Here is a 20,871-nt window from a genome sequence, read left to right as displayed (position 1 = left end):
GTGGTGACCCGGGTCGGCGGTCCCGGCCTGGTTCGGGCCGCCCAGGCCGGTGACCGTCACGCATTGGACGAGCTGGTCGCGACGCACCTGCCGATGGTCTACGCGATCGTGCGGCAGGCCATGGACGGGGATCCGGACGTCGACGACGTCGCGCAGGACGTGATGGTGCGGGCGCTGCGGCAGCTGTCGTCGCTGCGCTCGCCGGACAGCTTCCGTCCCTGGCTGGCGGCGATCGCGTTGCGCCAGATCAGCACCCATCGGCACCGGCGGGGCCGGGAGGCCGCACGGGTCGTGCCGCTCGGCGACGCCGTGGAGACGCCGGATGCCGGGGCCCGCTTCGAGGACGTCACCGGCCTGCGCCTCGAGCTGTCCGGCCAGCGCCGCCAGGTGCAGCGGGCCGGGCGCTGGCTGGACCCGGACGACCGGGCGCTGCTGTCGCTGTGGTGGCTGGAGGTGGCCGGGCGGCTGTCCCGCGCCGAGCTCGCCGAGGCGCTCGGCATCACCACGATGCACGCCGGCGTGCGCATCCAGCGCATGCGCGCCCAACTGGAGCTGAGCCGGGCGATCCAGGTGGCGCTGGACGCCCGGCCCCGCTGTCCACGGCTGGACGCCGAGCTGGCGGGCTGGACCGGGACACCCGGACCGCGGTGGCGCAAACGCCTGGCCCGCCACGTCCGCGACTGCCCGGTCTGCGCCCGGGCGGCCGGTGCCCTGGTGCCCACCGAACGGCTGCTGGCCGGGCTGGCGCTGCTGCCGGCACCCGCGGCCCTGACCGCGGTGGTGCTGGCCGAGAGCGGCACCGGGGCGGCCCTGTCCGGGGCGTCGGCTGCGGCGGGCGCATCGACCGCATCGGCTGCGGCGGGCGCATCGACCGCGTCGGCCGCGGCGACCGCATCGGCTGCGGCGACCGCATCGGCCGCGGCGACCGCATCGGCTGCGGCGGGCGCATCGACCGCGTCGGCTGCGGCGGGCCAGGTCGGCGTGCTCCTGCAACTGGCCTCGCTTGCCGCCGCCCATCCGGTGGTGGCCGCGACCGCCGCCGCCACGCTGGCCGCCGGTGTCACCGCGGGCGCGGTCGGTCTGTCCGGCCCGGCGACCCCGCCGCCACCGGTCGCGCGGACCCTGCGGACGGCCCCGATCGGAGCCCCGGTCCCGGCCTCCGCGTCGGCCGCACACGCGCCGGCCTCCGTGCCGACCTCCGCGCCGGCCGCAGGTGCGGAGGCGTCCGCGGCGGGAACCGGCGTCCTGCGCACCGGGCCGGTGTCGCTGGAGGCGGCGAACGCGGCCGGGCGGTTCGTCACGGCCGCCGGCGGCTACGGCCGGCTGACCCGGGTGGCCGCCGGCGACCCGGTGACCGCCCGGCGGCAGGCCAGCGTCCACGCGGTGGCGGGTCTCGGCGACCCGCGGTGCTTCTCGTTCCGCGCGGCCGGCGGCGGGTACCTGCGGCATTCGTCGTGGCGGGTCCGCGTCGACGCAGGCGACGGCTCCGCACTGTTCCGCGGGGACGCCACGTTCTGCCCCGGCGCCGGCCGGTTCGCCGGTTCGATCGTCCTGGAATCGTCCAACTATCCCGGATGGTTCCTGCGGCATCGCGGCGACGAGTTGTGGGTGGACCGGTTCGACGGCACGGTCGCGTTCCATGCCGACGTCTCCTTCCGGGCGCGCGCGGCGCTCGCCGGTTGAGCGGATTCGAGGAATCCGGTGAGGAATCGTTATCGCGGACGGCCCGCACCGGTCGAGTGGTCAAGGAATTGAAACGCCGGAAACGCTCTGGCAATATCGAATTAACGAATGTGAGCGCTCCCATAGGCGCCGGTGCATCCGAATCGAGGAGTGGAAGATGAGGGCTGGTTCCCCCGATCCCCGCCGGCCGTGGCGGCTGCTCGCCGCAGCCCTGACCGCCGTCCTGAGCGCGGCGCTGGCCCTCGCCTTCCCCGTCGCGGCCGCCGCCGCGACGATCGACACCAGCGCGTCGTACGTGCTGGTCAACCGCACCAGCGGCAAGGCCCTCGACGTCTACAACCTGTCCACCAGTGACGGCGCGCGGATCACCCAGTGGACCCGCAACGACCAGGCGCAGCAGCAGTGGCAGTTCGTCGACTCCGGCGGCGGCTTCTACCGGCTCAAGTCGAAGCACTCCGGCAAGGTCCTCGACGTGTACAACCTGTCGACCGCCGACGGCGGCGCGATCGTGCAGTGGACCGACAACAACACCACCAACCAGCAGTTCAGCGTCCAGGACGTCGACGGCTACATCCAGCTGATCAACCGCAACAGCGGCAAGGCCGTCGAGGTGCAGGGCGCGTCCACCGCCGACGGGGCGAACATCGTGCAGTACAGCGACTGGAACGGCGCCAACCAGCAGTGGCAGCTGGTCAAGGTCGGCGGCGGGACCCCGCCCACCGGGACCTTCACCAACCCGGTGGTCTGGCAGGACTTCGCCGACGGCGACATCATCCGGGTCGGCGACGCCTACTACTACTCGGCCTCGACCATGCACTACTCGCCGGGCGCCCCGATCCTGCGCTCCTACGACCTGGTCAACTGGGAGTACGCGGGGCACTCGGTGCCCCGACTGGACTTCGACTCCGGCGTCTACGACCTCACCGGCGGCCGGGCCTACGTCAAGGGCATCTGGGCGTCGGCGTTCAACTACCGGCCCAGCAACGGCACCTACTACTGGCTGGGCTGCACCGAGTTCAACCGCACCTACGTCTACACCGCTACGGCGGTCGACGGCGCGTGGTCGAAGAAGGCGCGGATCAACAACTGCTACTACGACGCCGGACTGCTGTTCGACAACGACACCCCGTACGTGGCGTACGGCAACGGCACGATCAGTGTCGCCCAGCTGTCGGCTGACCTCACCTCACAGGTCCGGTCGCAGACCGTCTACACGACACCGTCGAGCATCGGCACCCTCGAAGGCGCGCGGATGTACAAGCGCGGCAACTACTACTACATCTGGCTGACCCGGCCTGCGAACGGCCAGTACGTCCTGCGGTCGACGAGCCCGTGGGGACCGTACGAGCAGAGGCAGGTCCTCCTCGATCTTCCCGGGCCGATCTCCGGGGGCGGCGTGCCGCATCAGGGCGGGCTCGTGCAGACCCAGAACGGCGACTGGTGGTACATGGCGTTCACCGACGCCTACCCCGGCGGCCGGGTGCCGACCCTGGCCCCGATCACCTGGAGCAACGACTGGCCGGTGCTGACCACCGTCGCCGGTCGGTGGGGGAGCACGTACCCGAAGCCGAACATCACCACCGCGAAGACCGTCCGGCCGATGACCGGCCCGGACACCTTCACCGCCGGCCCGCTCGGACCGCGCTGGGAGTGGAACCACAACCCCGACACCAGCCGGTTCAGCGTCGGCAACGGACTGCGGCTGTCCACCGCGACGGTGACTGACGACCTGTACAACGCCCGCAACACGCTCACCCACCGCATCCAGGGGCCGTCCTCCACCGCCACCATCGAGCTGGACTACTCCCGGATGGCCGACGGCGACCGGGCCGGCCTGGCCATGCTGCGTGACTCCTCGGCCTGGATCGGCATCCGCAAGGACAACGGCGCCACCCGGGTGTCGATGACCAACGGGCTCACCATGAACACCGCCTGGGCCACCACCGGCACCGGCACCGAGGCCGCCGGCGCGCCCGTCGGCGGCGGCCGGATCTGGCTGCGGGTCAGCGCCGACATCCGGCCCGGCGCGGGACGGACCGCGACGTTCTCCTACAGCACCGACGGCAGCACGTTCACCAGGCTCGGACCGGCGTTCACCCTCAACAACGCCTGGCAGTTCTTCATGGGCTACCGCTTCGGCATCTTCAACCACGCCACCCGGGCGCTGGGCGGCGCCGTCACGATCAGCCGCTTCGACCTGACCACCCCCTGACCGTGGAAGCCCACGGCCTGCTCGCCCCGCCGGCGGTGACGGGCGGCCCACGAACCTGATCCGGCGGTGGGGAGCCGGCCCGGTGCGCTCGTTCTGGGGGCGAGCACACCGGGCCGGCACGACCCTCTCCTCTCTCCGTACGCGTCCCCCGAACCATCCCCACCAGCCCTGGATGAGGCGAAAATGAAGAGACTGAAGTCCCTGATCGCAGCGGTCCTCCTGATGGCCGGCACCGCGACCGTCCTGCCGGGTACCGCCGCGCAGGCGCTGGACAACGGCACGGCCCGTACCCCACCGATGGGCTGGAACAGCTGGAACACCTTCGGCTGCAACATCAACGAGACACTGATCCGCGGCATGGCCGACGCCATGGTCACCAGCGGTATGCGGGACCTGGGCTACCAGTACGTCGTCGTCGACGACTGCTGGATGAACCCCAACCGGGACGCCGCCGGCAACCTGCAGGGCGATCCGACCCGGTTCCCCAGCGGCATGCGGGCCCTCGGCGACTACATCCACGCCCGCGGCCTGAAGTTCGGCATCTATCAGGCGCCGCTCGACCGGACCTGCGCGCAGTACTTCGGCAGCTACCCCGGGGCCACCGGCAGCCAGGGCCACGAGGCGCAGGACGCCCGGCAGTTCGCCGCGTGGGGCGTCGACTTCCTCAAGTACGACTGGTGTTCCCCGACCGGCACGATCAACGACCAGGTCGCCACGTTCGCCCGGATGCGTGACGCGCTCGCCGCCACCGGCCGCCCGATCGTCTACAGCATCAACTCGAACAGCATCCACGAGAAGACCGGCCCGCAGCGCGACTGGGGCGACGTGGCGAACATGTGGCGCACCACCGAGGACATCACCAACGCCTGGGACACCGGGCAGACCAACGGCTACCCGATGGGCGTCAAGAACATCGTCGACGTCACCGTGCCGCTGGCCGGGTACGCCCGGCCCGGAGCCTTCAACGACCCCGACATGATGGAGGTCGGCCGCACCGGCATGACCGACACCGAACAGCGCAGCCACTTCGCGCTGTGGGCGATGATGGCCTCCCCGCTGATCGCCGGCAACGACCTGCGCTCGATGAGCGCGGCCACCCAGACCATCCTGAAGAACCCCCGGCTCATCGCCGTCAACCAGGACACCCTCGGCCTGCAGGCGACCCAGATCTCGTACGACGGGACGCGCCGGGTGCTGGCCAAGCGGCTCGCCAACGGTGACGTGGCGGTCGCCCTGTTCAATGCGGGCGGCTCCACCACGACGATGTCGACCACCGCCGCGGCGATCGGCAAGTCCGGCGGCTCCTTCACCCTGCAGGACGCCTGGACCGGTGCGACGACGACCACGACCGGCGCCATCAGCGCCGCCGTCCCCGCCCACGGCACCGTGGTCCACCGGGTCAGCGGGGGAACCAGCACGCCACCGGCCACCACCACGTTCGTCAGCGCCGCCTCGAGCCGCTGCCTCGACGTCCCGAACGGGGCCACCGCCAACGGCACCCAGCCGGTCGTCTGGGACTGCAACGGCGGCGCCAACCAGCGCTGGACCCGTGCCGGGCAGACCCTGCAGGCGGTGGGCAAGTGCCTGGACGCGCCGCTCGGCGCGACAGCCGGCTCCAAGGCGCAGCTCTGGGACTGCAACGGCGGCGCCAACCAGCAGTGGACGCTCAACGGCGACGGCACGGTCCGCGGCGCCGCCTCCGGTCTCTGCCTGGACGTCGACCGCAACCTGACCGCCAACGGCACGGTCGTCCTGCTGTGGACCTGCACCGGCGCCGCCAACCAGCGATGGAGCCGGGTCTGATGCTGAGAAGACTCCTGTGGGCCGCCGCGCTGGTGTGCGCCGGCCTGGCCGTCCCGTCCGCCGCGCAGGCCGACAACCCGATCGTGCAGACCATCTACACCGCCGACCCCGCGCCGATGGTCCACAACGGGCGCGTGTACCTCTACACCGGCCACGACGAGGACGACTCCACCTACTTCACGATGAGGGAATGGCGGGTCTACTCGTCGGCCGACATGGTCAACTGGACCGACCACGGCTCCCCGATGAGCCTGGCCACCTTCAGTTGGGCCAGTGCCGACGCGTGGGCCGGACACGTGGTCGCACGCAACGGGAAGTTCTACTGGTACGTACCGGTCAAGAACCGGTCCACCGGGCGGATGGCCATCGGCGTCGGCGTCGCCACCAGCCCGACCGGGCCGTTCACCGACGCGCTCGGCCGGCCGCTGGCCGAGAACGGCGAGATCGACCCGCACGTGCTCGTCGACGACGACGGCCAGGCCTACCTCTACTGGGGCAACCCCAACCTCTGGTACGTGCGGCTGAACCCCGACATGATCAGCTACTCCGGCGGCGTCAACCGGATCCCGCTGACCACCGCCGGATTCGGCGCCCGCACGGGCGACCCCAACCGGCCCACGCTGTACGAGGAAGGCCCCTGGGTCTACAAACGCAACGGGCTCTACTACAACGTGTTCGCCGCCCGGTGCTGCTCGGAGTTCATCGGTTACTCCACCGCGCCGACACCGACCGGCCCGTGGACGTACCGCGGAACCGTCATGCCCACCCAGGGCGGCAGCTTCACCAACCACGCCGGCGTCATCGACTTCAACGGCGGATCGTACTTCTTCTACCACAACGGCGCGCTGCCCGGCGGCGGCGGATTCACCCGCTCGGTCGCCGTGGAGAAGTTCACCTACAACGCCGACGGCACCCTGCCGACGATCACCATGACCAGCGCCGGGGCGCCGCAGACCGGAACGCTCCATCCGTACGTGCGGCAGGAGGCCGAGACCATCGCCTGGAGCTCCGGCGTGGAGACGGAGCGGTCCGGCGCCGGCGGCATGAACGTCGGCTACCTCGACAACGGTGACTACATCAAGGTCAAGGGGGTCGCCTTCGGCGCCGGAGCGACCTCGTTCTCGGCCCGGGTCGCGTCCGCGGCCGCCGGCGGCCGCATCGAACTGCGGCTCGGCAGCCTCACCGGCCCGGTCGCCGGAACGTGCACGGCCCCGGGCACCGGCGGCTGGCAGAACTGGACCACCGTCACCTGCCCGGTCAGTGGCGCCACCGGCACCCGGGACCTGTACCTGCGCTTCACCGGCGGCAGCGGCTACCTGTTCAACGTCGACTGGTGGCAGTTCGCCGGAGCCGCCGTCGGCAAGGAGACGTCCTGACCGCCTCCCGGCCCGGCGCCGCCGGTGCTGGTGAAGGCGGCCGAACGCGGATGAGCGCCGTCAACCTGATCGGCCTGACCGTGGTGGGGGCGACGAGCCCGGCCAGGATGGTGGCGTCGTCGGCCCGCCCGCGAACACGATCGGTGGTGCACATGCTTCCGGGGGCCGATCTGATGCTGCTGTCGCGATCACCTCGACCGTCTGGCTAAGCGGCCAGGGAGGCGAGGATCATCTCTTGTGCGGCGCGGACCGTGACCGCGAAGGCGGCCGGATCCCGGCCGATACGTTCCGCGCCGGCGCGCATGACACCGGACAGCAGTTCCACGGTGAGGTGCGGGTCGCCGACGTCGCGGAATTCGCCGCGCGCAATCCCGTCCCGGACGACGTGTTCCACTCCGACCACGATGGCGTGGAACGGGTTGTCCGGTTTCCGGGGCCCGTCGGCGGCCGGCATGCGGGTGCCCGGCCGGAACATCAAGTGCATGGCCGGGTCCGTGAACGCCGCCAACACCTCCTGGATGATCTTCAGCATGCGCTGCGCTGCCGGCTCCGCGGAACGCGCGGCGATGGCGGTCACCCGCTCGACCGTGGGCCGGCCTCTACGCTCGGTCAACGCCATGACCAGGGTGCTCTTGTCGGGCGCATAGTTGTACAGGGTGTTGCGCGCGAGGCCGGCCCGGGCGGCGATGTGGCCCATGTTGATCGAGTCGTAGTCGCGTTCGAGCAGCAATTGCCGTATCGCCTCGGCGAGGTCGGCCCACACCAGTTCGTGGTGCTCCTCGAGGTTGACTCCCCGGATACGCGGCATCCGATCATCCTCCTTCGATGGGGTTCCGTGCCCGCCGGGCGTGTCGTGCCCTGGCGCGCAAGGGCGGTCGGTGACTACGCGGTGGCTTGCTTCGGGTAATGGCGGCGCAGGTTGGCGGCGAGAATCCGGTCGAGCGTGCGGTCGGACAGTATCCGGGTCAGGGGGATGATCATGGCGGCGTCCCGGCCGGCGGTGTAGCGGGCGCGCGGCCTGCGGGTCGTCACGGCCTTCACGATGACCCGGGCGGCGGCATCGGCGGTCAGGCCCGATGCGGTGCCCGAGGTCATCAAGGCGTTGTTCGCCTGGACCAGACCGCCGTAGCGCTCGGCCTGTTCCGGTGTCATCCGCGCGGCCACGTCGTTCGCCGCCGCGACCCCGCGGGCGGCCATCTCCGTGCGGACGCCGCCGGGCTCGACCACGACCACGCGTACGCCCAGCGGCGCGACCTCCCGGCGCAACGAGTCGCTGACCGCTTCCAGGGCGAATTTCGCGCCGGCGTACGCGCCGTAGGTGGCCATGGCGGCCCGGCCACCGATCGAGCTGATGTTGATCACTCGGCCCCTACCGCGCAACAGGGCCGGCAGGAGTGCCTGCGTGACGGCGATGTGGCCGAACAGGTTGACTTCGAACACCCACCGCCACTGCTCCAGGGGCAAGGCTTCGACCGGCCCGTTCACCTGGATGCCGGCGTTGTTGACGAGCGCGTGCAACTCGCGGGGGTCCGCGGCGACCCGGGCGGCGAGTGCGCTCACGTGCTCGGACTCGGTGATGTCGAGGATGACCGGTTCGATGCCGGCCGCCCGGATGGCGTCGCCGTCGCGATCGCGTCGCACCCCGGCCAGCACGTGGAATCCCCGGCGAGCCAGTTCGCGGGCGGCTGCCGCGCCCATGCCCGTGGAGGCTCCGGTGACGACGACCAGCTTCTGGGTCTCGCCGCCTGTACCCGTGTTCCTTGCCTGCTTCGTCACGACGTCATACTCCTTTATGCGACTACCTGTCGTAAACATTACGACGTTCTGTCGCGAAAAGCCAGTGTCAGGGCTGCTGCCCAGCGTCCGGAGCGGGAGGGATCCGGGGCACCTCCCGCGTCATCCGCACCCGGAGCGCATCGTGGAGGACGTCCACCTGCTCGTTGAGTCGCTCGATCTCCACCAGCGCGGCGGCCCGGTCGCCCGAGAGTCTGCCGATCGCCTCGTGATGGCCTGCCCGCGCGTCACTGTCGATGGTCGAGGCCGGCAGGTGGGCCTCGCTGAGGATCCGGTCCGCTGTGCCGCGGGCGGTGTTCCGCAGCGCGCCGGCCTCGCGCGCGGCATCACCGACGTAGGAGTCGGCGAACTGCTGCGCGATGGCGACGAACTCTCCCGGCGCCGTGGCCGGTGGCGCGGCCCGGGCGTGGGCCGGCTCCGCCCGGAGGTCGCGACGGCGCCGCTCGCTCGCCGTCAGTTCCGAGGTGAGCCGCTCGAGTCGCTCAGCGAGGTCGTCCACCGAGGGACCGTCCGGCCGCAGTCGCTCCCGCATCGTCCGGTTCTCCGCCTGCAGGCGGGCGAATTCCGCGTGCGCCGCGGACAGGAATGCGTCGACCACGTCGCCGTCATAGCCGCGCCGACGGTAAGTCGCCGGACTGAAAACCACGTCACGAATATCTGTCGCGTTAAATGAAGCTTTCTTTTTGATATGCGATGTACGCGTTCCCGCGCGTTGCGAACCGACGGTTTCGTCACTGTCGCGGGTGTCGGTCCTCGGCTTCACTGTCGTGGCTCCCGGATCGTGTGCGGAAAGGTCGTCGTGCCCCGGTCGGGTGACCTCGGCGAACGGGGGCGCGGAACGGCGGTTGTCGCTGCTGTCAGCCCCACCAACAGGAATAACGCGGTGGGCAGGACTCCGGATCAACGCCGTCGGCAGGCATGCCGTGGTGTGCGTGACAGAGAATGGGCATCGGTTCGGAGTATGGTGGGGAAGGCCGTTCGTTTGAATCGATCAAAACGAACTTCGCGGCCTTTTCGTCGCGGTCGGCGACAATCCACGAGATACCCCCGTTGACGATTCTGTCGACCGTGTGACTTAATGCAGAGCCCGTCCGCTGACATCGACCCGAGGTCCATCTTGTTCGAGTACGCATCGTGACGCCCGCCGACGATTCCACGCGTGATCCCGGGCTGCGTATCGGCCGATGGGTGCCCGACATACCGGACACGAAGCCCCGCCCGGGACTGCGCCACCGGACCGGCCCGGTCGTGCCGGCTCACCGCGAGCCGGCGGTCGCCGCCCGGGAGCCGGAAACCGTCGGCGGGCCGGCGGAGCCCCGGCGCCGGGTCCTCCGGTCGTCGCGGCGCCGGCTGGTCGCCATGGGCCTCACCGGCGCCGCGTCCCTCCTGGTCGTCACGATCCTGCTGCAGCCCGGCGCCCGTCCGGCCGAGTTCCGCGCCGATGCGGCATCACCCGCCGTGCCGGAGCCTAGCCGGCCCGCCGGGCCCACCGCCGGGTCCGCGACCCCCTCGGTGGACGCCGCGGCCACCACACGCCCGCCGGAGCCGTTGCAGCGACTGTCCGCCGCCGCGACGCTCGGAACCCGGCCGAGCCCGTCCGCCACGGTCCACGTCACCGTCGTCCCGGCACAGCAGGAAGGCGAGGTGCGGTCCCTCGTCCACGACCACGGCACCGCGATCCAATTCGTCAACGGCCGCGACGAACCCGTCGTCCTCTACTGGCTCGACTACCAGGGGACCAGGGAGCGTTATGCGGTCCTCGGCAGCGGCGCCTCACGCCGGCAGCCGACGTTCGTCAGCCACCCGTGGGTGATCACCGACCTGACGGGCCGCGCCCTGACCATCGTCCTGCCCGCGAGCCGGCCCGCCCAGGCGACGATCACCTGACTCTCACCTCGTCGGCGGCGCCGAGGCAGCCGTGACCGGGGCGCAGACGGTCAGGAACGATCGCTGGTTCTCGCGCCGCACGTCCGCCGGGCTCATCCAGCCGCTCTGACCGAACAGGTAGCTCTCCGGCGGATGCTCCGCAGACTCGCGCAGCACCTCGGCGACGTCCACCCGGGCCCCGTACGCCTGCGGCCCGTCGACGGAGAAGTTGATCCATGCGGCCTTGGTCCAGTCGTACGCCGCGGGCAGTGGTGTCTCCACCCGGAGAGGCCCGCCGGTGTCCGGAGCGGAACCCCCGCCGGCGGTCAGCAGGTCCATGCGCTCCACCGGCACGCCCGGCTGCGGCGCCGTCCACACCTGCTCCGCGCTCTCCGCGGTGCCGACGTCGAAGACCAGCCGCAGGCGGATGACGCCCTGGCACGGGGTGCCCGTCCACAGTCTCAGGACGCCGTCGTCGACCCGGAACCCGGCCGCCACCGGCAGCGGTGGCGCGAACGGCGCCTCGGTGTCGCAGGCCGCGGCCGCCGTCGCCACGAGCAGGGCGGCGCAGGCGGCGCGTACCCCTCTAGTGATATCCGCCATCGGAAAGCCCCGCGTCTTCCTCGGTCTCGTTGCCACCGGTGATCTGCTCCCACAGGTAGGAGGAGATGTAGCCGGCATGGCCCTCACGCGCCCACTGCCCGGAGTGGCGCTCCTCGTGGTGCAGCAGCCGATCCAGGTCGAGTCTTCCCTGGTGGGGGCCGTCGTCGCCGGAGTACCAGGCGTGGCCCGACGTCACCATCGTGCGGAGCTGCTGCGCGGCGTCGTCCGGGTCGTCGATGTTGACCATGAACGTGTCGCCCCACGCCGTCCCGCCCTTCTGGCTGAACGGGTCCTGCACGATGTTGCCGCCCAGGCCCATCATCATGCCGTTCGGTGTGGTCACCAGCCGCCCGCCGTTGCCGTGGACGAACCCCACATCCTCGTCGTAGCTCCAGGAGTTCGCCTTCTGCCGGTCGATGATCCGCTGCAGTTCGCCCGACCCGTACGGCGTCGGGGTGAAATCGGTCTTCTCGCCTCCGGCGCCGTAGTCGGTGCCCGCGTTCAGCAGGTAGGTCATCCGCACCGCCTGGGCCGCGTCGTCCCCGCTGACGTCGGTGGGCATCAGGAAGTACGACTTGAAGATCCCGTCGCCGTCCTCGTCCTCGCGGATCTCCTCCATCCCGTCGAGGACCGTGAAAGCCTCCGGCGTGACGTGATGATCGGCGGCGATCGTCGTGATCGTCTCGACCGGCACGCCCCGGCGCACCGCGTTCTCCAGCCACTGCCGGTAGAAACCGGTCGGGGCGGGCCCGGTCAGCAGGCCGGCGTCGCGCAGCGCCTGCTCCATCTCGACCACCCCGGCGTCGATCGCGCCGCCCTTCCTGGCGCCGGCCAGGGTGGTCGCCTCATGGTCGCTGATCTTGCGGTCCCGGGCGAGTTGCAGCACCCGGGCCAAGGAGGTGTCGATGCGGTTCGCCGCGGTGAGGATCGCCGCGGTCTCCTGCTCCAGCCGGGCCCTGACACCTTCGCGGTGACGGTGCGCCTCGATGCGTTCCTCAGCCTCGAACCGGGACGTCGGCGGCGGGTCGGCGGGCTTGTGGTCCACGATCGCACCGCTGCCGGTGATGTGGAACTGATAGGTGCCGGCGAGGGAGTCGTTGTCGGCGACCCGCCGGGTCAGCGCCAGCACGTCGTCGGCCGCGGTGTGCAGAGCCCGTTCGACGGCGGACAGCTCCGCGACCAGGATCTCCGCCTCCTCACGGGTGCCGGCCAGCGAACGGCGGGCGCTCTCACCCGCGGGCCCGTGCCAGTCCGGCAACCGTCCCGCATCGTCGAGCTCGTCCTGCAGCCCGACGAGCTCGTCCTGCCGGGCACGCAGATCGGTGGCCAGCGAATCCAACGGCCCGGCGTTCCACCTGCGGACGTCGTCGTAACCCGCCGTCATCCGCCGAACGCCTTCTTCGCGGCGTCGTCACTGGCGGAGTAGTCCGTCGCGGCCGCCACGACCGATGCGCTCCACCGGTCGATGTCGCCGGCCCACTTCCCCGCACGCTCGTCGAACACCGACGCCAGCGCGGGCGCGCCGGTCGCCGCCACCCCACCCGGCAACGCCGTCGCGATCGCCCCCAGGCCGGCGCCCGGGTGCACCGTCCGGGCCTGGTCCGCCGCGGATCCCGCCGCCTCGGCGGCACGCCGCAGCTGACCGATCTGAAGCTCGAATCCGCTCACGTCCGTGATCGCCACCCTCCACATCGGCCATCCGGCACGGTACTAAAGATCCGCAGAGGCCGCTGCACCGATCCGGGCGGTGACGGCGTGACCGGGGCTCGGAGGACGCCGGAGCCTGGGCGCGGGCCAACTCGCCAACAGCCGCACGGCATCGCCGGCTGCGGATCCCCGGGGCGCTGAGCAGGGTCATCGACAGGCCGGGGTCGGCCGTCAGCTGCATCGTCTCGAAATTCAGGCCGAACTCGCCGACGACCGGGTGGCGGAACTGCTTGACCCCGGTGCGCGTGCCAGGGCGTCCAGGACGCTGTCGGAGGCGCCGGCCACGGACGATGTCACCGCTTCAGAAGGCGATCATGGTCCTTCGTGGTCGGCGTGTTCCAGGTCGAGGAGGTAGCCGAGGGTGCTCCAGGCGGCGCTGTAGCGGAGGCCGGTGTGCTGGACGACCGTGACGTCCTCGCCTCGCCCCTGGGGGAGACCGCCGCTGCCGGATCTGCCGTCCAGACGGACGATGCGGTGGACGAGCCATGTCCGTACGGCGTGGCGCAGCAGTTCCGCCTCGGGTTCGTAGGCCCCGGTCTCGTACGGTTCAGCGATGCTGAGCTGGCCACGCACACGCGTCCACGTGCCCGGCTCGGGAACGGGCGCGGCCGGATCCGAGCCGGCTTCCCGGTACACCTCGAAGGCCGACGAACCGGGCGACGGCCCGGTGTCCGCCTCGCTGACATAGATGCCGAGCCCGTCGACGTCGAGCATCCACCCGGCGGTCCAGACGGTGCTCTCCATGGCGACAGCCCGGCCGACGAGGTCATGGACGCTGCGGGTCTCCGGGTGCCGGTGATCACCGGGGATGGAACTCGCCGCCGGCCGGCGGTCGTCATCTGCGCTCAGCCGGGTGCGGTACCGGCAGTACAGCGACAGAGGCATCTCGACCATGCCACCGACCTCGGCAGTGAATCCGTCGCTGGCCACCATGTGGCCGGGAACGAAGACATCGCGCCACATCGATGAACGTGGTGAGAGCGGAATGCTCGACTCGCGCCGCATCAGAACGGCACGGGGCCGTCGCCCTTCAAGGACATCAGCAGCTGCGTGGCGAGAAGCTTGCGCATGCCGGTGACCGCGACCGCTCCGACGCGATCATAGGGCAGTTCCAGCTGCAGCCCTTCGCCCGCGTTGCGAAGGTCCGTCGTGATCTCGTCGGGACGGAACGTGCCGCCCCAGCCGTTGATCCCGCCACGCTGGTTGGTGCTGAGCGAGGCCATGCCCGAGATGCATGCGCCGTCGATCAGGATCAGCTTCGCGGGACCCGAATAGGTGGTTGTCATGGTGATCTCCTCCAGGGTGCCGCACGGTGTGACCGTGGCTGCGGCTGTCGAGCCTGGCGGCGGCGTGGGTAACGCCGAACGGCAGTCCGCTGAGATCAGCGGACGGCCGTTCGGCGCGCGTCCATCAGAGCGGGCGGATGTTCTCCGCCTGCGGGCCCTTCTGGCCCTGGGTGATGTCGAACTCGACCTTCTGGTTCTCCTCGAGACTGCGGTAGCCGCTCGTCGCGATCGCGGAGAAGTGGGCGAAGACGTCAGCGCCGCCGTCGTCCGGGCTGATGAAGCCGAAACCCTTGTCGGCGTTGAACCACTTCACGGTGCCAGTAGTCATGTCTGCTCCTTCGCAGGCCGTTCCGAGACCGCACTGTGCGGACTCATATGCCGCCGCGTTGATCACCCGCGTCGAAACGACACGAAAAACGAAAAAGCGCCTGGATGGTTTGACAAACCCATCAGGCGCCCGAAAACGTCTACGGAAATCAAAACTGCAACGGGACCAACATAGCACGTGATCGGCCGGCCGTCCCGACAGTGGTCGGGTACCCGGTCGGTGTCGCGAGGCCACACCCGCGATTTCGTATGCTGCCCGGTATGGATCCGTCGGTCGAAGTGGCGCTGTCCGGGATGCTGGCGGCGGCCGAGGACGCGACGCCCGTGAACGCTGTCGAGGCCGTGACCAGGGAACTCGGCGCCGCCCTGCACGCCCGCACCATCTCCTTCCTCATCACCGACCTCAGCGGCCGGGCCCTGGTCCGGCTCGCGCACGTCCCGTTCGACAGTGCGGCGAACGGCCGGCGGGACGGCGGCGAGGTCGCGACAGTGGTCCCCTTCGACGGCGGCCCTCAGGAGGAGGCGCTCCGCACCCAGACCGTCCAGGTGGTGAGCGGCGACACGACCTGGACCGTCCTGGCCCCGGTCACCGAACGCGGGGAGGTGATCGGCCTGCTGGAGATAACGATGCCCGCGGAGCCGACACCGCAGGCGCTGGCCGAGATCGTACGGACCGCTCATGCGCTGGCGTTCGTGGTGATCGCCAACCGCCGCCACACCGACCTGTTCGAGTGGGGACAGCGCACCACCCCGTTCAGCCTCTCCGCCGAGATCCAGCGCCGGCTGCTGCCGGCCGCCTTCACCTGCGAAGGCGGCTCGTTCACCCTGTCCGGCTGGCTGGAACCGTCGGCGAGCATCGGCGGGGACACCTTCGACTACAGCCTGGCCCGCGACACCCTGCATTTCAGCGTCACCGACGCCATGGGCCACGGCGTGACCAGCGCCCTGATCGCCACCCTCGGCGTGGGGAGCCTGCGCAACTCCCGCCGGGCCGGGCACAGCCTCACCGAACAGGCCGACCGGGCCGGCGCCGCGATCGCCGAGCACGCCCCGGTCCGCGGGGCGTTCCTGACCGCCGTCCTCGGCCGCCTCGACCTGAACACCGGGACATGCGACATGGTCAACGCCGGGCACGTGCCGCCCATCCTGATCCGCGACGGCAGCCCCCGGGAGCTGGCCCTGCCCCGCAGCCTCGCTCTCGGCATGTTCCCCGGCCGGAGGGCCCGTGGGGGCGCGGTCACGCTGCGGCCCGGCGACCGGCTGGTGATCGTCACCGACGGCATGCACGAACGCCGGGCCGCCGCCCTCGACCTGACGGCCCGCCTCCGGGGACTGCACGCCCTGCATCCGCGCGAGGCCGTACGGGCCCTGGCCGACGGGGTCCTCGCCGTGGCCGGGCCCACTCTCGAGGACGACGCCACCCTGCTGATCATCGACTGGCACGGCCACCACGGCCGGCCTCGTCGCAGTGACGGGGGCGCCGACGTGTCCGCCGCCACCTCCGCCGACTGCCGCTGACCACACCGATGAAGAAGTCGTATTGGTGACGGCGTCTCACCTGCCGTCGGGGGTACGGTCGCCGGGCCATAGCCTCGTCTCCGCAGGAGCCCGCCATGCGCGCCGAAACCGCTGCCGACCTGCTGCGCCCGTACCTCGGCAAGCGTCTGCTGACGCCGCGGGACGACGACTATCCCGCCGCCCGGCGGGTCTGGAACGCCGACGTGGATCGCCGGCCGGCGATGGTCGCGGTCTGCGCCGACGCGACGGAGGTGGCACGTGCGGTCGGCGCGGCGCGGGACGCCGGTCTGCCTCTGTCGGTACGCGTCGGCGGGCACGACTGGGCCGGCCGGGCCATCCGTGACGGCGGCCTGGTCGTCGATCTGACCCGGATGCGCGGTGTGCGTGTCGACCCGGCCGCGCGGGAGGCGACCGTCCAGGGCGGCGCGCTCACCGCCGACCTGCTGGCCGCCGCGACCCCGCGCGGTCTGGCCGCCGCGACCGGGGTGGTCAGTTCGGTCGGGCTGGCCGGGCTCACCTCCGCCGGTGGGTACGGCGCGCTGATCGGCAGTGCCGGTCTGGCTCTGGACAACCTGCTCGGTGCGGAGGTGATCCTCGCCGACGGCAGCACCGTGACGGCGGGACCCGATCTCTTGTGGGCGCTGCGCGGCGGGGGCGGCAACTTCGGGGTGGTCACCCGAATGCGTTTCCGCCTGTACGAGCTTCCGCTCATCCTCGCCGGCATGCTCATGTTCCCGCCGGCGGAGGCGGCCGCGGTGCTGTCCGGGTACGCCGAGGTGGTGGCCGACGCCCCGGACGAGCTGACCGTGATGACCGGGTTCCTGCCCGGCCCGGACGGGCGGGCGACACCGTTCCTCTGCCCGTTCTACTGCGGCACCGACCTGTCCGCGGGGGAGCGCTGGGTGACGCGGCTGCGGTCGCTGGGTCATCCGGTGGTCGATCAGGTCGGCCCGATGCCGTACCCGTCGGCTCTCGCCATGTTCGACGGCAACGTCTCCGACCGCAACCACTACCTGCTGCGCAGCCGCTGGTTCCGCACGGTCGACCCCGCTGTCGTGCGGGCCCTCATGGCCGGCGCGGAGGCGCTGCCGTCGCCGTACTCGGCGCTGATCGTCAACAGGTTCCACGGCGCGGCGGCCCGGGTCGATCCCGCGGCGACAGCGTTCGCGCTGCGCACCCCGCATCAGGTGGCGGAGATCATCGCGGTGTGGCCGCCCGGCCAGAAGGCGGACCGTTGCGCGGGGTGGGCCGACACGGTGGCGGCGGCGCTCGACGAGGGCGCGCTGCCCGGCGGCTACCCGAACCTGCTGGGCCCCGCGGAGGACGAGCGGGCCCGGGATTCCTACGGCCCGAACCTCGGCCGTCTGCTGACCCTCAAGCGACGGTACGACCCCGACAACGTGTTCTCGGCCGTCCCCGCCCTCGTCGACTGACCGCCGCGTCCGCTCGCGCCTCGGTAGATCTCACCGATAGTCACCTTTTGTCGAGGTGCCGTCATGAGCCCCGATCCCAGGCCGCACTGTACACAGCGTAGCCGTTCGGGTTCGTACGGTTGTTTGATCTCTGTGCTCGCACTCTGTGTGTCAGGCACTACTTTCAGGCGTATGAGCCGATGAAAAGCTTGATCAACGATCATGGTGAAGAATGTGGACAGTGTGCCATCTACATTCGGGTTCCCTCACGGACAGTCAATCGCCAAGCTGGTACCGACTGGGGGATGCAATGAGCGAAGTGATGGCGGGACCACCATCCGACTACGGAGCGCTGATCATCGCCATGGTGGTGGCGGCGGGGGTGCTGGCGGGACTGATTCGGGCTTATCTCGCCCACCGGACGCGGTTGCACGCCGAGCGCGAAGCCTCCGCACGGGTCGCCGCCCGTGCCACGGGGCTGATGGGGCTCGCGGAGCGGCACCGTGGCGTCGTTCGCATCGTGGAGCGTGACCGTGACGGGCACCGCGAAGTGGAGTTCGGCGGCCGGGAGCCGCTGCTCGGCAACGACGGTGAGGAGGCGGCGTGAGCGTGACGAACGGCTCCGCGGCCCTGATGCCGGAGCCTGCTGACGAGCACGAGGCGGCGAAGGCGGAGGAGGCGCGTCTCCAGGCGATGTACGCCGAGGAGTTCCTCGTCTTCACCGAGAACAGCTACCACATCGTGGAACGAGGCCTGCGCGCGTGGTGCTTCGACCGGGAACTGGTCGAGGACGCCCTGCACGAGGCCTACCTGCAGGGCAGGGTGCAGTGGCCGAAGATCAGGGACTACGTCGAACCGGCGGGCTGGATCGTGATCGTCGCGCGGAACAAGATTCTCAACGAGCAGAGCAGGCGTCAGCGGGAAGCGGCGGGAGCGCCCGAGAATCTGCCGCCCGTGCCGCAACCCGGCCCCGCCGACGCATGGGAGGCCCAGGACCTCCTGCGCGGCTGGCTGCACCAGCTGCCGCCGCGGCACGCGGAAGTGTTCCAGATGGACCGTGAGGGCTTCTCCAACGAGGACATCGCCCGCCTCCTCGGCCTGGCCGACATCAGTGTCCGCAGCTACAAGGCCGCGGCCAAGAGCAGGCTGCGGCAGCTCGCCGAAGCCGCCGGGTTCGTGCACCCGGACACCGGCCGGCGTCCAGGAGGTGCTCATGGACCTCGATGACATCCTGCAGCTGGCCGGGACCCATCAGCCGAGTCCGCTGGAGCTCGCGCGTGCCCGGCGACTGGCCCGGAGAGTCCAGGCCGAGTACGACCTCTCACTCGCCGAGGGCTACCCGATTCTCGTCGACACCGACCCCACCGACCCGCTCACCGGCCGAGTCGACGAAGTGACCCGGATCGCGCGGGCCGCACAACTGGCGAAGCGGGGCACCATCACCTGGACCACGGGTGCGGGTGGCGGCGCCGACCTCCTCGCATGGTCCGACGAAATGGCCATGATCTTCGGATACGCGCCGGGGATGCTGCACCTGACGCCGGTGGAGACGCTGGCTGAGCTGGTGCATCCGGGCGACGTCGCGACGGTTCGCGACGCCGTGGAGACGGCGTGGGCGCAGCAGCGTCCCGGCGAGGTCACCTTCCGGGTCGTCCACCCGGGCGGCAGTATCCGCTACGTGCACTGCCACATCGAGATCCTGACGACGGCCGGGGTCCCGTCGGGCATCGCCGCCACCGGCGAGGACGTCACCGCCCTGGAGCTGGCTCGCCAGGAACGTCGTCGACTCGCCACCCGCAACGAGATGATGCGCGCCGATCTCGCCGCACGGGACTTCCTGACCGGCCTGCCGACACGCGGTTACTTCACCGAGGAGATCGACAGGGCGAGGCGTACGACCGACGGTGCTCTCGTCGTCGTGGCGACCCAACCCGCCACCCGCCTTGTCGGCGCCGTCACCGACGAGGCCAACGACCGGCTGAACTCCGACATCGCTGCCCTGCTGCGCATCGCGGCCGGAACGGACGTGCCCTGCGGCATCGTCGGACCCGGCCTCTGGGGTGTGCTCATCACCTCGCCGTGGGACGGCACGGCGCCGGCCGAATCGCTCGTGGCACGGATCGTCGAGCGACTGCGCCGCCACCTGTTCACCGCTCAGGAGACCGCCCTGCGCCTCAACGCCTGGGCCGGCATCGTCCGCTTCGGCGCCGGTGCGACCGCCACCGGATTCGAGCTGCTGGTCGATGCCGAGGACGCGGCTCGAGAGGCACGCCGCAGAGGCGACGCCGTCAATGTCATGCGCCGGCCGGAGCAGAGCCGGGAACGGGCGGCCCGCTGCCGAACGCGGGTCCAGCGAGCGGTGGCGGCCAACTCGTTCCTGCTCTACGCCCAGCCCATCGTCGACCTCGGCCTCAACCAGATCACCCGGCACGAGATCCTGCTCCGGGTACGGGGACATACCGGCGACCCGGTCGCCCCGTGGGGGTTCCTCGATGTCGCTGAGCGTTTCGGTGAGATCCTCGCTGTGGACAAGTGGGTCGTCGACCACGCCCTCGAGCTGATCGGCCAAGGCGCGCAGACATCCCACTACCAGATCAACCTTTCCGGGAAGTCCCTCGCCGACCCCGGCCTGCTCGCCTTCGTGACCGAGGCGATCCACCGGCACCAGGTGGATCCCGAGTGCCTGACGTTCGAGATCACCGAGACCGCGCTGATCGAGAACCGCAACGAGGCCCTGGCGTTCGCCACGGGCATCCGTGAGATCGGCTGCCAACTCGCGCTCGACGACTTCGGCACCGGGTACGCCGCCCTCGCCTACCTCAAGCACCTGCCGGTGGACCTGGTCAAGATCGACGGCGTCTTCGTCGTCGACCTGAGCCAGTCGCCGCCGGACCAGGCCCTCGTCTCCAAACTCGTGGAACTGTGCCACGCCCTCGGCATCCGTGTCGCCGCCGAATGCGTCCCGGATCAGCGGACGATCGACTTGCTGCGCGAGTACGGAGTGGACTTCGCGCAGGGCTACCGACTCGGCCGGCCGGTCCCGTTCGCGGCGAGCCTCCAGGCGCCGGAGAACACGATCGAGATGGAACTGTGGCTACCGGAACCGCGTACGGCCCTGGGGTGAGCAGCGCTTCCTCAGCCCGGTCGACGGCCTCGACCGGGCGAAGGTCGTTCCTGACGCTTCGCCGTCGTACGCCGATCAGGGATCGCCTGGCCGTCGACCGCAACCGACCTGACCTCGTTCGCGGCGGCGTTCGCGACGGACCGGTCCGTTCTCGCCGCCC

Annotated in this window: 19 protein-coding genes and 1 pseudogene; 10 read left to right on the top strand and 10 right to left on the bottom strand. The window is 70.8% G+C overall.

Annotated elements, in window-relative coordinates:
• Positions 1–3: 3 nt before the first annotated feature.
• From Aut01nite_RS00725 to Aut01nite_RS00710, 4 genes are all read left to right on the top strand, one after another.
• Positions 4–1,683 carry a sigma-70 family RNA polymerase sigma factor gene (locus tag Aut01nite_RS00725; protein WP_239124585.1) on the top strand — a complete coding sequence of 560 codons (1,680 nt, stop codon included), beginning with the start codon at positions 4–6 and terminating at the stop codon, positions 1,681–1,683.
• A gap of 157 nt (positions 1,684–1,840) precedes the next feature.
• Positions 1,841–3,895: a family 43 glycosylhydrolase gene (locus Aut01nite_RS00720; protein ID WP_204037393.1), complete on the top strand. Its 2,055-nt coding sequence runs from the start codon at positions 1,841–1,843 to the stop codon at positions 3,893–3,895.
• A gap of 183 nt (positions 3,896–4,078) precedes the next feature.
• Entirely contained in the window at positions 4,079–5,698 is a 1,620-nt protein-coding gene (locus Aut01nite_RS00715; protein ID WP_043527057.1) for a glycoside hydrolase family 27 protein, read from the top strand.
• Entirely contained in the window at positions 5,698–7,074 is a 1,377-nt protein-coding gene (locus Aut01nite_RS00710) for a glycoside hydrolase family 43 protein (protein ID WP_152628820.1), read from the top strand. The genes Aut01nite_RS00715 and Aut01nite_RS00710 overlap by 1 nt, the downstream gene beginning before the upstream one ends.
• Positions 7,075–7,279: 205 nt before the next feature.
• Here the strand turns inward: Aut01nite_RS00710 and Aut01nite_RS00705 are convergent, their stop codons facing one another.
• The 3 genes from Aut01nite_RS00705 to Aut01nite_RS00695 form a co-directional block, all read right to left on the bottom strand.
• Positions 7,280–7,882: a TetR/AcrR family transcriptional regulator gene (locus Aut01nite_RS00705; protein WP_043527053.1), complete on the bottom strand. Its 603-nt coding sequence runs from the start codon at positions 7,880–7,882 to the stop codon at positions 7,280–7,282.
• 74 nt (positions 7,883–7,956) lie between these two features.
• Complete coding sequence (locus Aut01nite_RS00700) at positions 7,957–8,850, bottom strand: SDR family NAD(P)-dependent oxidoreductase (RefSeq protein ID WP_236642800.1); 894 nt, start codon at positions 8,848–8,850, stop codon at positions 7,957–7,959.
• 67 nt (positions 8,851–8,917) lie between these two features.
• Positions 8,918–9,466 (bottom strand): hypothetical protein, encoded by a 549-nt coding sequence (locus Aut01nite_RS00695; RefSeq protein WP_052163947.1) that lies wholly within the window; start codon positions 9,464–9,466, stop codon positions 8,918–8,920.
• A 590-nt stretch (positions 9,467–10,056) separates the two neighbouring features.
• Here Aut01nite_RS00695 and Aut01nite_RS00690 point away from each other — a divergent pair.
• Complete coding sequence (locus Aut01nite_RS00690; protein WP_152628819.1) at positions 10,057–10,755, top strand: VHL beta domain-containing protein; 699 nt, start codon at positions 10,057–10,059, stop codon at positions 10,753–10,755.
• A 3-nt stretch (positions 10,756–10,758) separates the two neighbouring features.
• On the opposite strand, the gene Aut01nite_RS00685 is transcribed toward Aut01nite_RS00690, so the two are convergent.
• From Aut01nite_RS00685 to cspE, 7 genes and pseudogenes are all read right to left on the bottom strand, one after another.
• On the bottom strand, positions 10,759–11,337 hold the full coding sequence (locus Aut01nite_RS00685; RefSeq protein WP_043527050.1) for a hypothetical protein: 579 nt from the start codon (positions 11,335–11,337) through the stop codon (positions 10,759–10,761).
• Positions 11,321–12,721, bottom strand: a complete 1,401-nt coding sequence (locus Aut01nite_RS00680) for a hypothetical protein (RefSeq protein ID WP_083999260.1) — start codon at positions 12,719–12,721, stop codon at positions 11,321–11,323. Before Aut01nite_RS00680 ends, Aut01nite_RS00685 begins: the two co-directional genes overlap by 17 nt.
• Positions 12,718–13,005: a hypothetical protein gene (locus tag Aut01nite_RS00675; protein WP_043527139.1), complete on the bottom strand. Its 288-nt coding sequence runs from the start codon at positions 13,003–13,005 to the stop codon at positions 12,718–12,720. The genes Aut01nite_RS00680 and Aut01nite_RS00675 overlap by 4 nt, the downstream gene beginning before the upstream one ends.
• A gap of 184 nt (positions 13,006–13,189) precedes the next feature.
• Positions 13,190–13,336, bottom strand: a pseudogene (locus tag Aut01nite_RS44705) (MmyB family transcriptional regulator); the annotation flags it as partial.
• 20 nt (positions 13,337–13,356) lie between these two features.
• Positions 13,357–14,007 (bottom strand): hypothetical protein, encoded by a 651-nt coding sequence (locus Aut01nite_RS00670; RefSeq protein ID WP_204037384.1) that lies wholly within the window; start codon positions 14,005–14,007, stop codon positions 13,357–13,359.
• A 41-nt stretch (positions 14,008–14,048) separates the two neighbouring features.
• Positions 14,049–14,330: a hypothetical protein gene (locus tag Aut01nite_RS00665; RefSeq protein WP_043527047.1), complete on the bottom strand. Its 282-nt coding sequence runs from the start codon at positions 14,328–14,330 to the stop codon at positions 14,049–14,051.
• A gap of 124 nt (positions 14,331–14,454) precedes the next feature.
• The gene (cspE, locus tag Aut01nite_RS00660) at positions 14,455–14,658 is read right to left on the bottom strand and encodes a transcription antiterminator/RNA stability regulator CspE (protein WP_014447834.1); all 204 of its coding nucleotides are present in this window, start codon (positions 14,656–14,658) and stop codon (positions 14,455–14,457) included.
• Positions 14,659–14,918: 260 nt separating this feature from the next.
• On the opposite strand from cspE, the gene Aut01nite_RS00655 reads away from it, so the two are divergent.
• The 5 genes from Aut01nite_RS00655 to Aut01nite_RS00635 all read left to right on the top strand — a co-directional run bounded on the left by Aut01nite_RS00655 (position 14,919) and on the right by Aut01nite_RS00635 (position 20,711).
• Positions 14,919–16,175 carry a PP2C family protein-serine/threonine phosphatase gene (locus Aut01nite_RS00655; RefSeq protein WP_043527044.1) on the top strand — a complete coding sequence of 419 codons (1,257 nt, stop codon included), beginning with the start codon at positions 14,919–14,921 and terminating at the stop codon, positions 16,173–16,175.
• Between the two features lie 95 nt (positions 16,176–16,270).
• The gene (locus tag Aut01nite_RS00650) at positions 16,271–17,608 is read left to right on the top strand and encodes an FAD-binding oxidoreductase (protein WP_052163946.1); all 1,338 of its coding nucleotides are present in this window, start codon (positions 16,271–16,273) and stop codon (positions 17,606–17,608) included.
• 301 nt (positions 17,609–17,909) lie between these two features.
• A complete protein-coding gene (locus tag Aut01nite_RS00645; RefSeq protein WP_236642798.1) occupies positions 17,910–18,194 on the top strand; it encodes a hypothetical protein in 285 nt (94 codons plus the stop codon).
• The gene (locus Aut01nite_RS00640; RefSeq protein WP_236642797.1) at positions 18,191–18,814 is read left to right on the top strand and encodes an RNA polymerase sigma factor; all 624 of its coding nucleotides are present in this window, start codon (positions 18,191–18,193) and stop codon (positions 18,812–18,814) included. Before Aut01nite_RS00645 ends, Aut01nite_RS00640 begins: the two co-directional genes overlap by 4 nt.
• Positions 18,801–20,711, top strand: a complete 1,911-nt coding sequence (locus tag Aut01nite_RS00635) for an EAL domain-containing protein (protein WP_052163944.1) — start codon at positions 18,801–18,803, stop codon at positions 20,709–20,711. The genes Aut01nite_RS00640 and Aut01nite_RS00635 overlap by 14 nt, the downstream gene beginning before the upstream one ends.
• Positions 20,712–20,871: the final 160 nt, after the last annotated feature.

The sequence above is a fragment of the Actinoplanes utahensis genome (assembly GCF_016862455.1).
In the GTDB taxonomy this organism is placed as follows: domain Bacteria; phylum Actinomycetota; class Actinomycetes; order Mycobacteriales; family Micromonosporaceae; genus Actinoplanes; species Actinoplanes utahensis.
The sequence above is the reverse complement of the archived record's forward strand: the minus strand, read 5'-3'. Positions and strand labels throughout refer to the sequence as shown.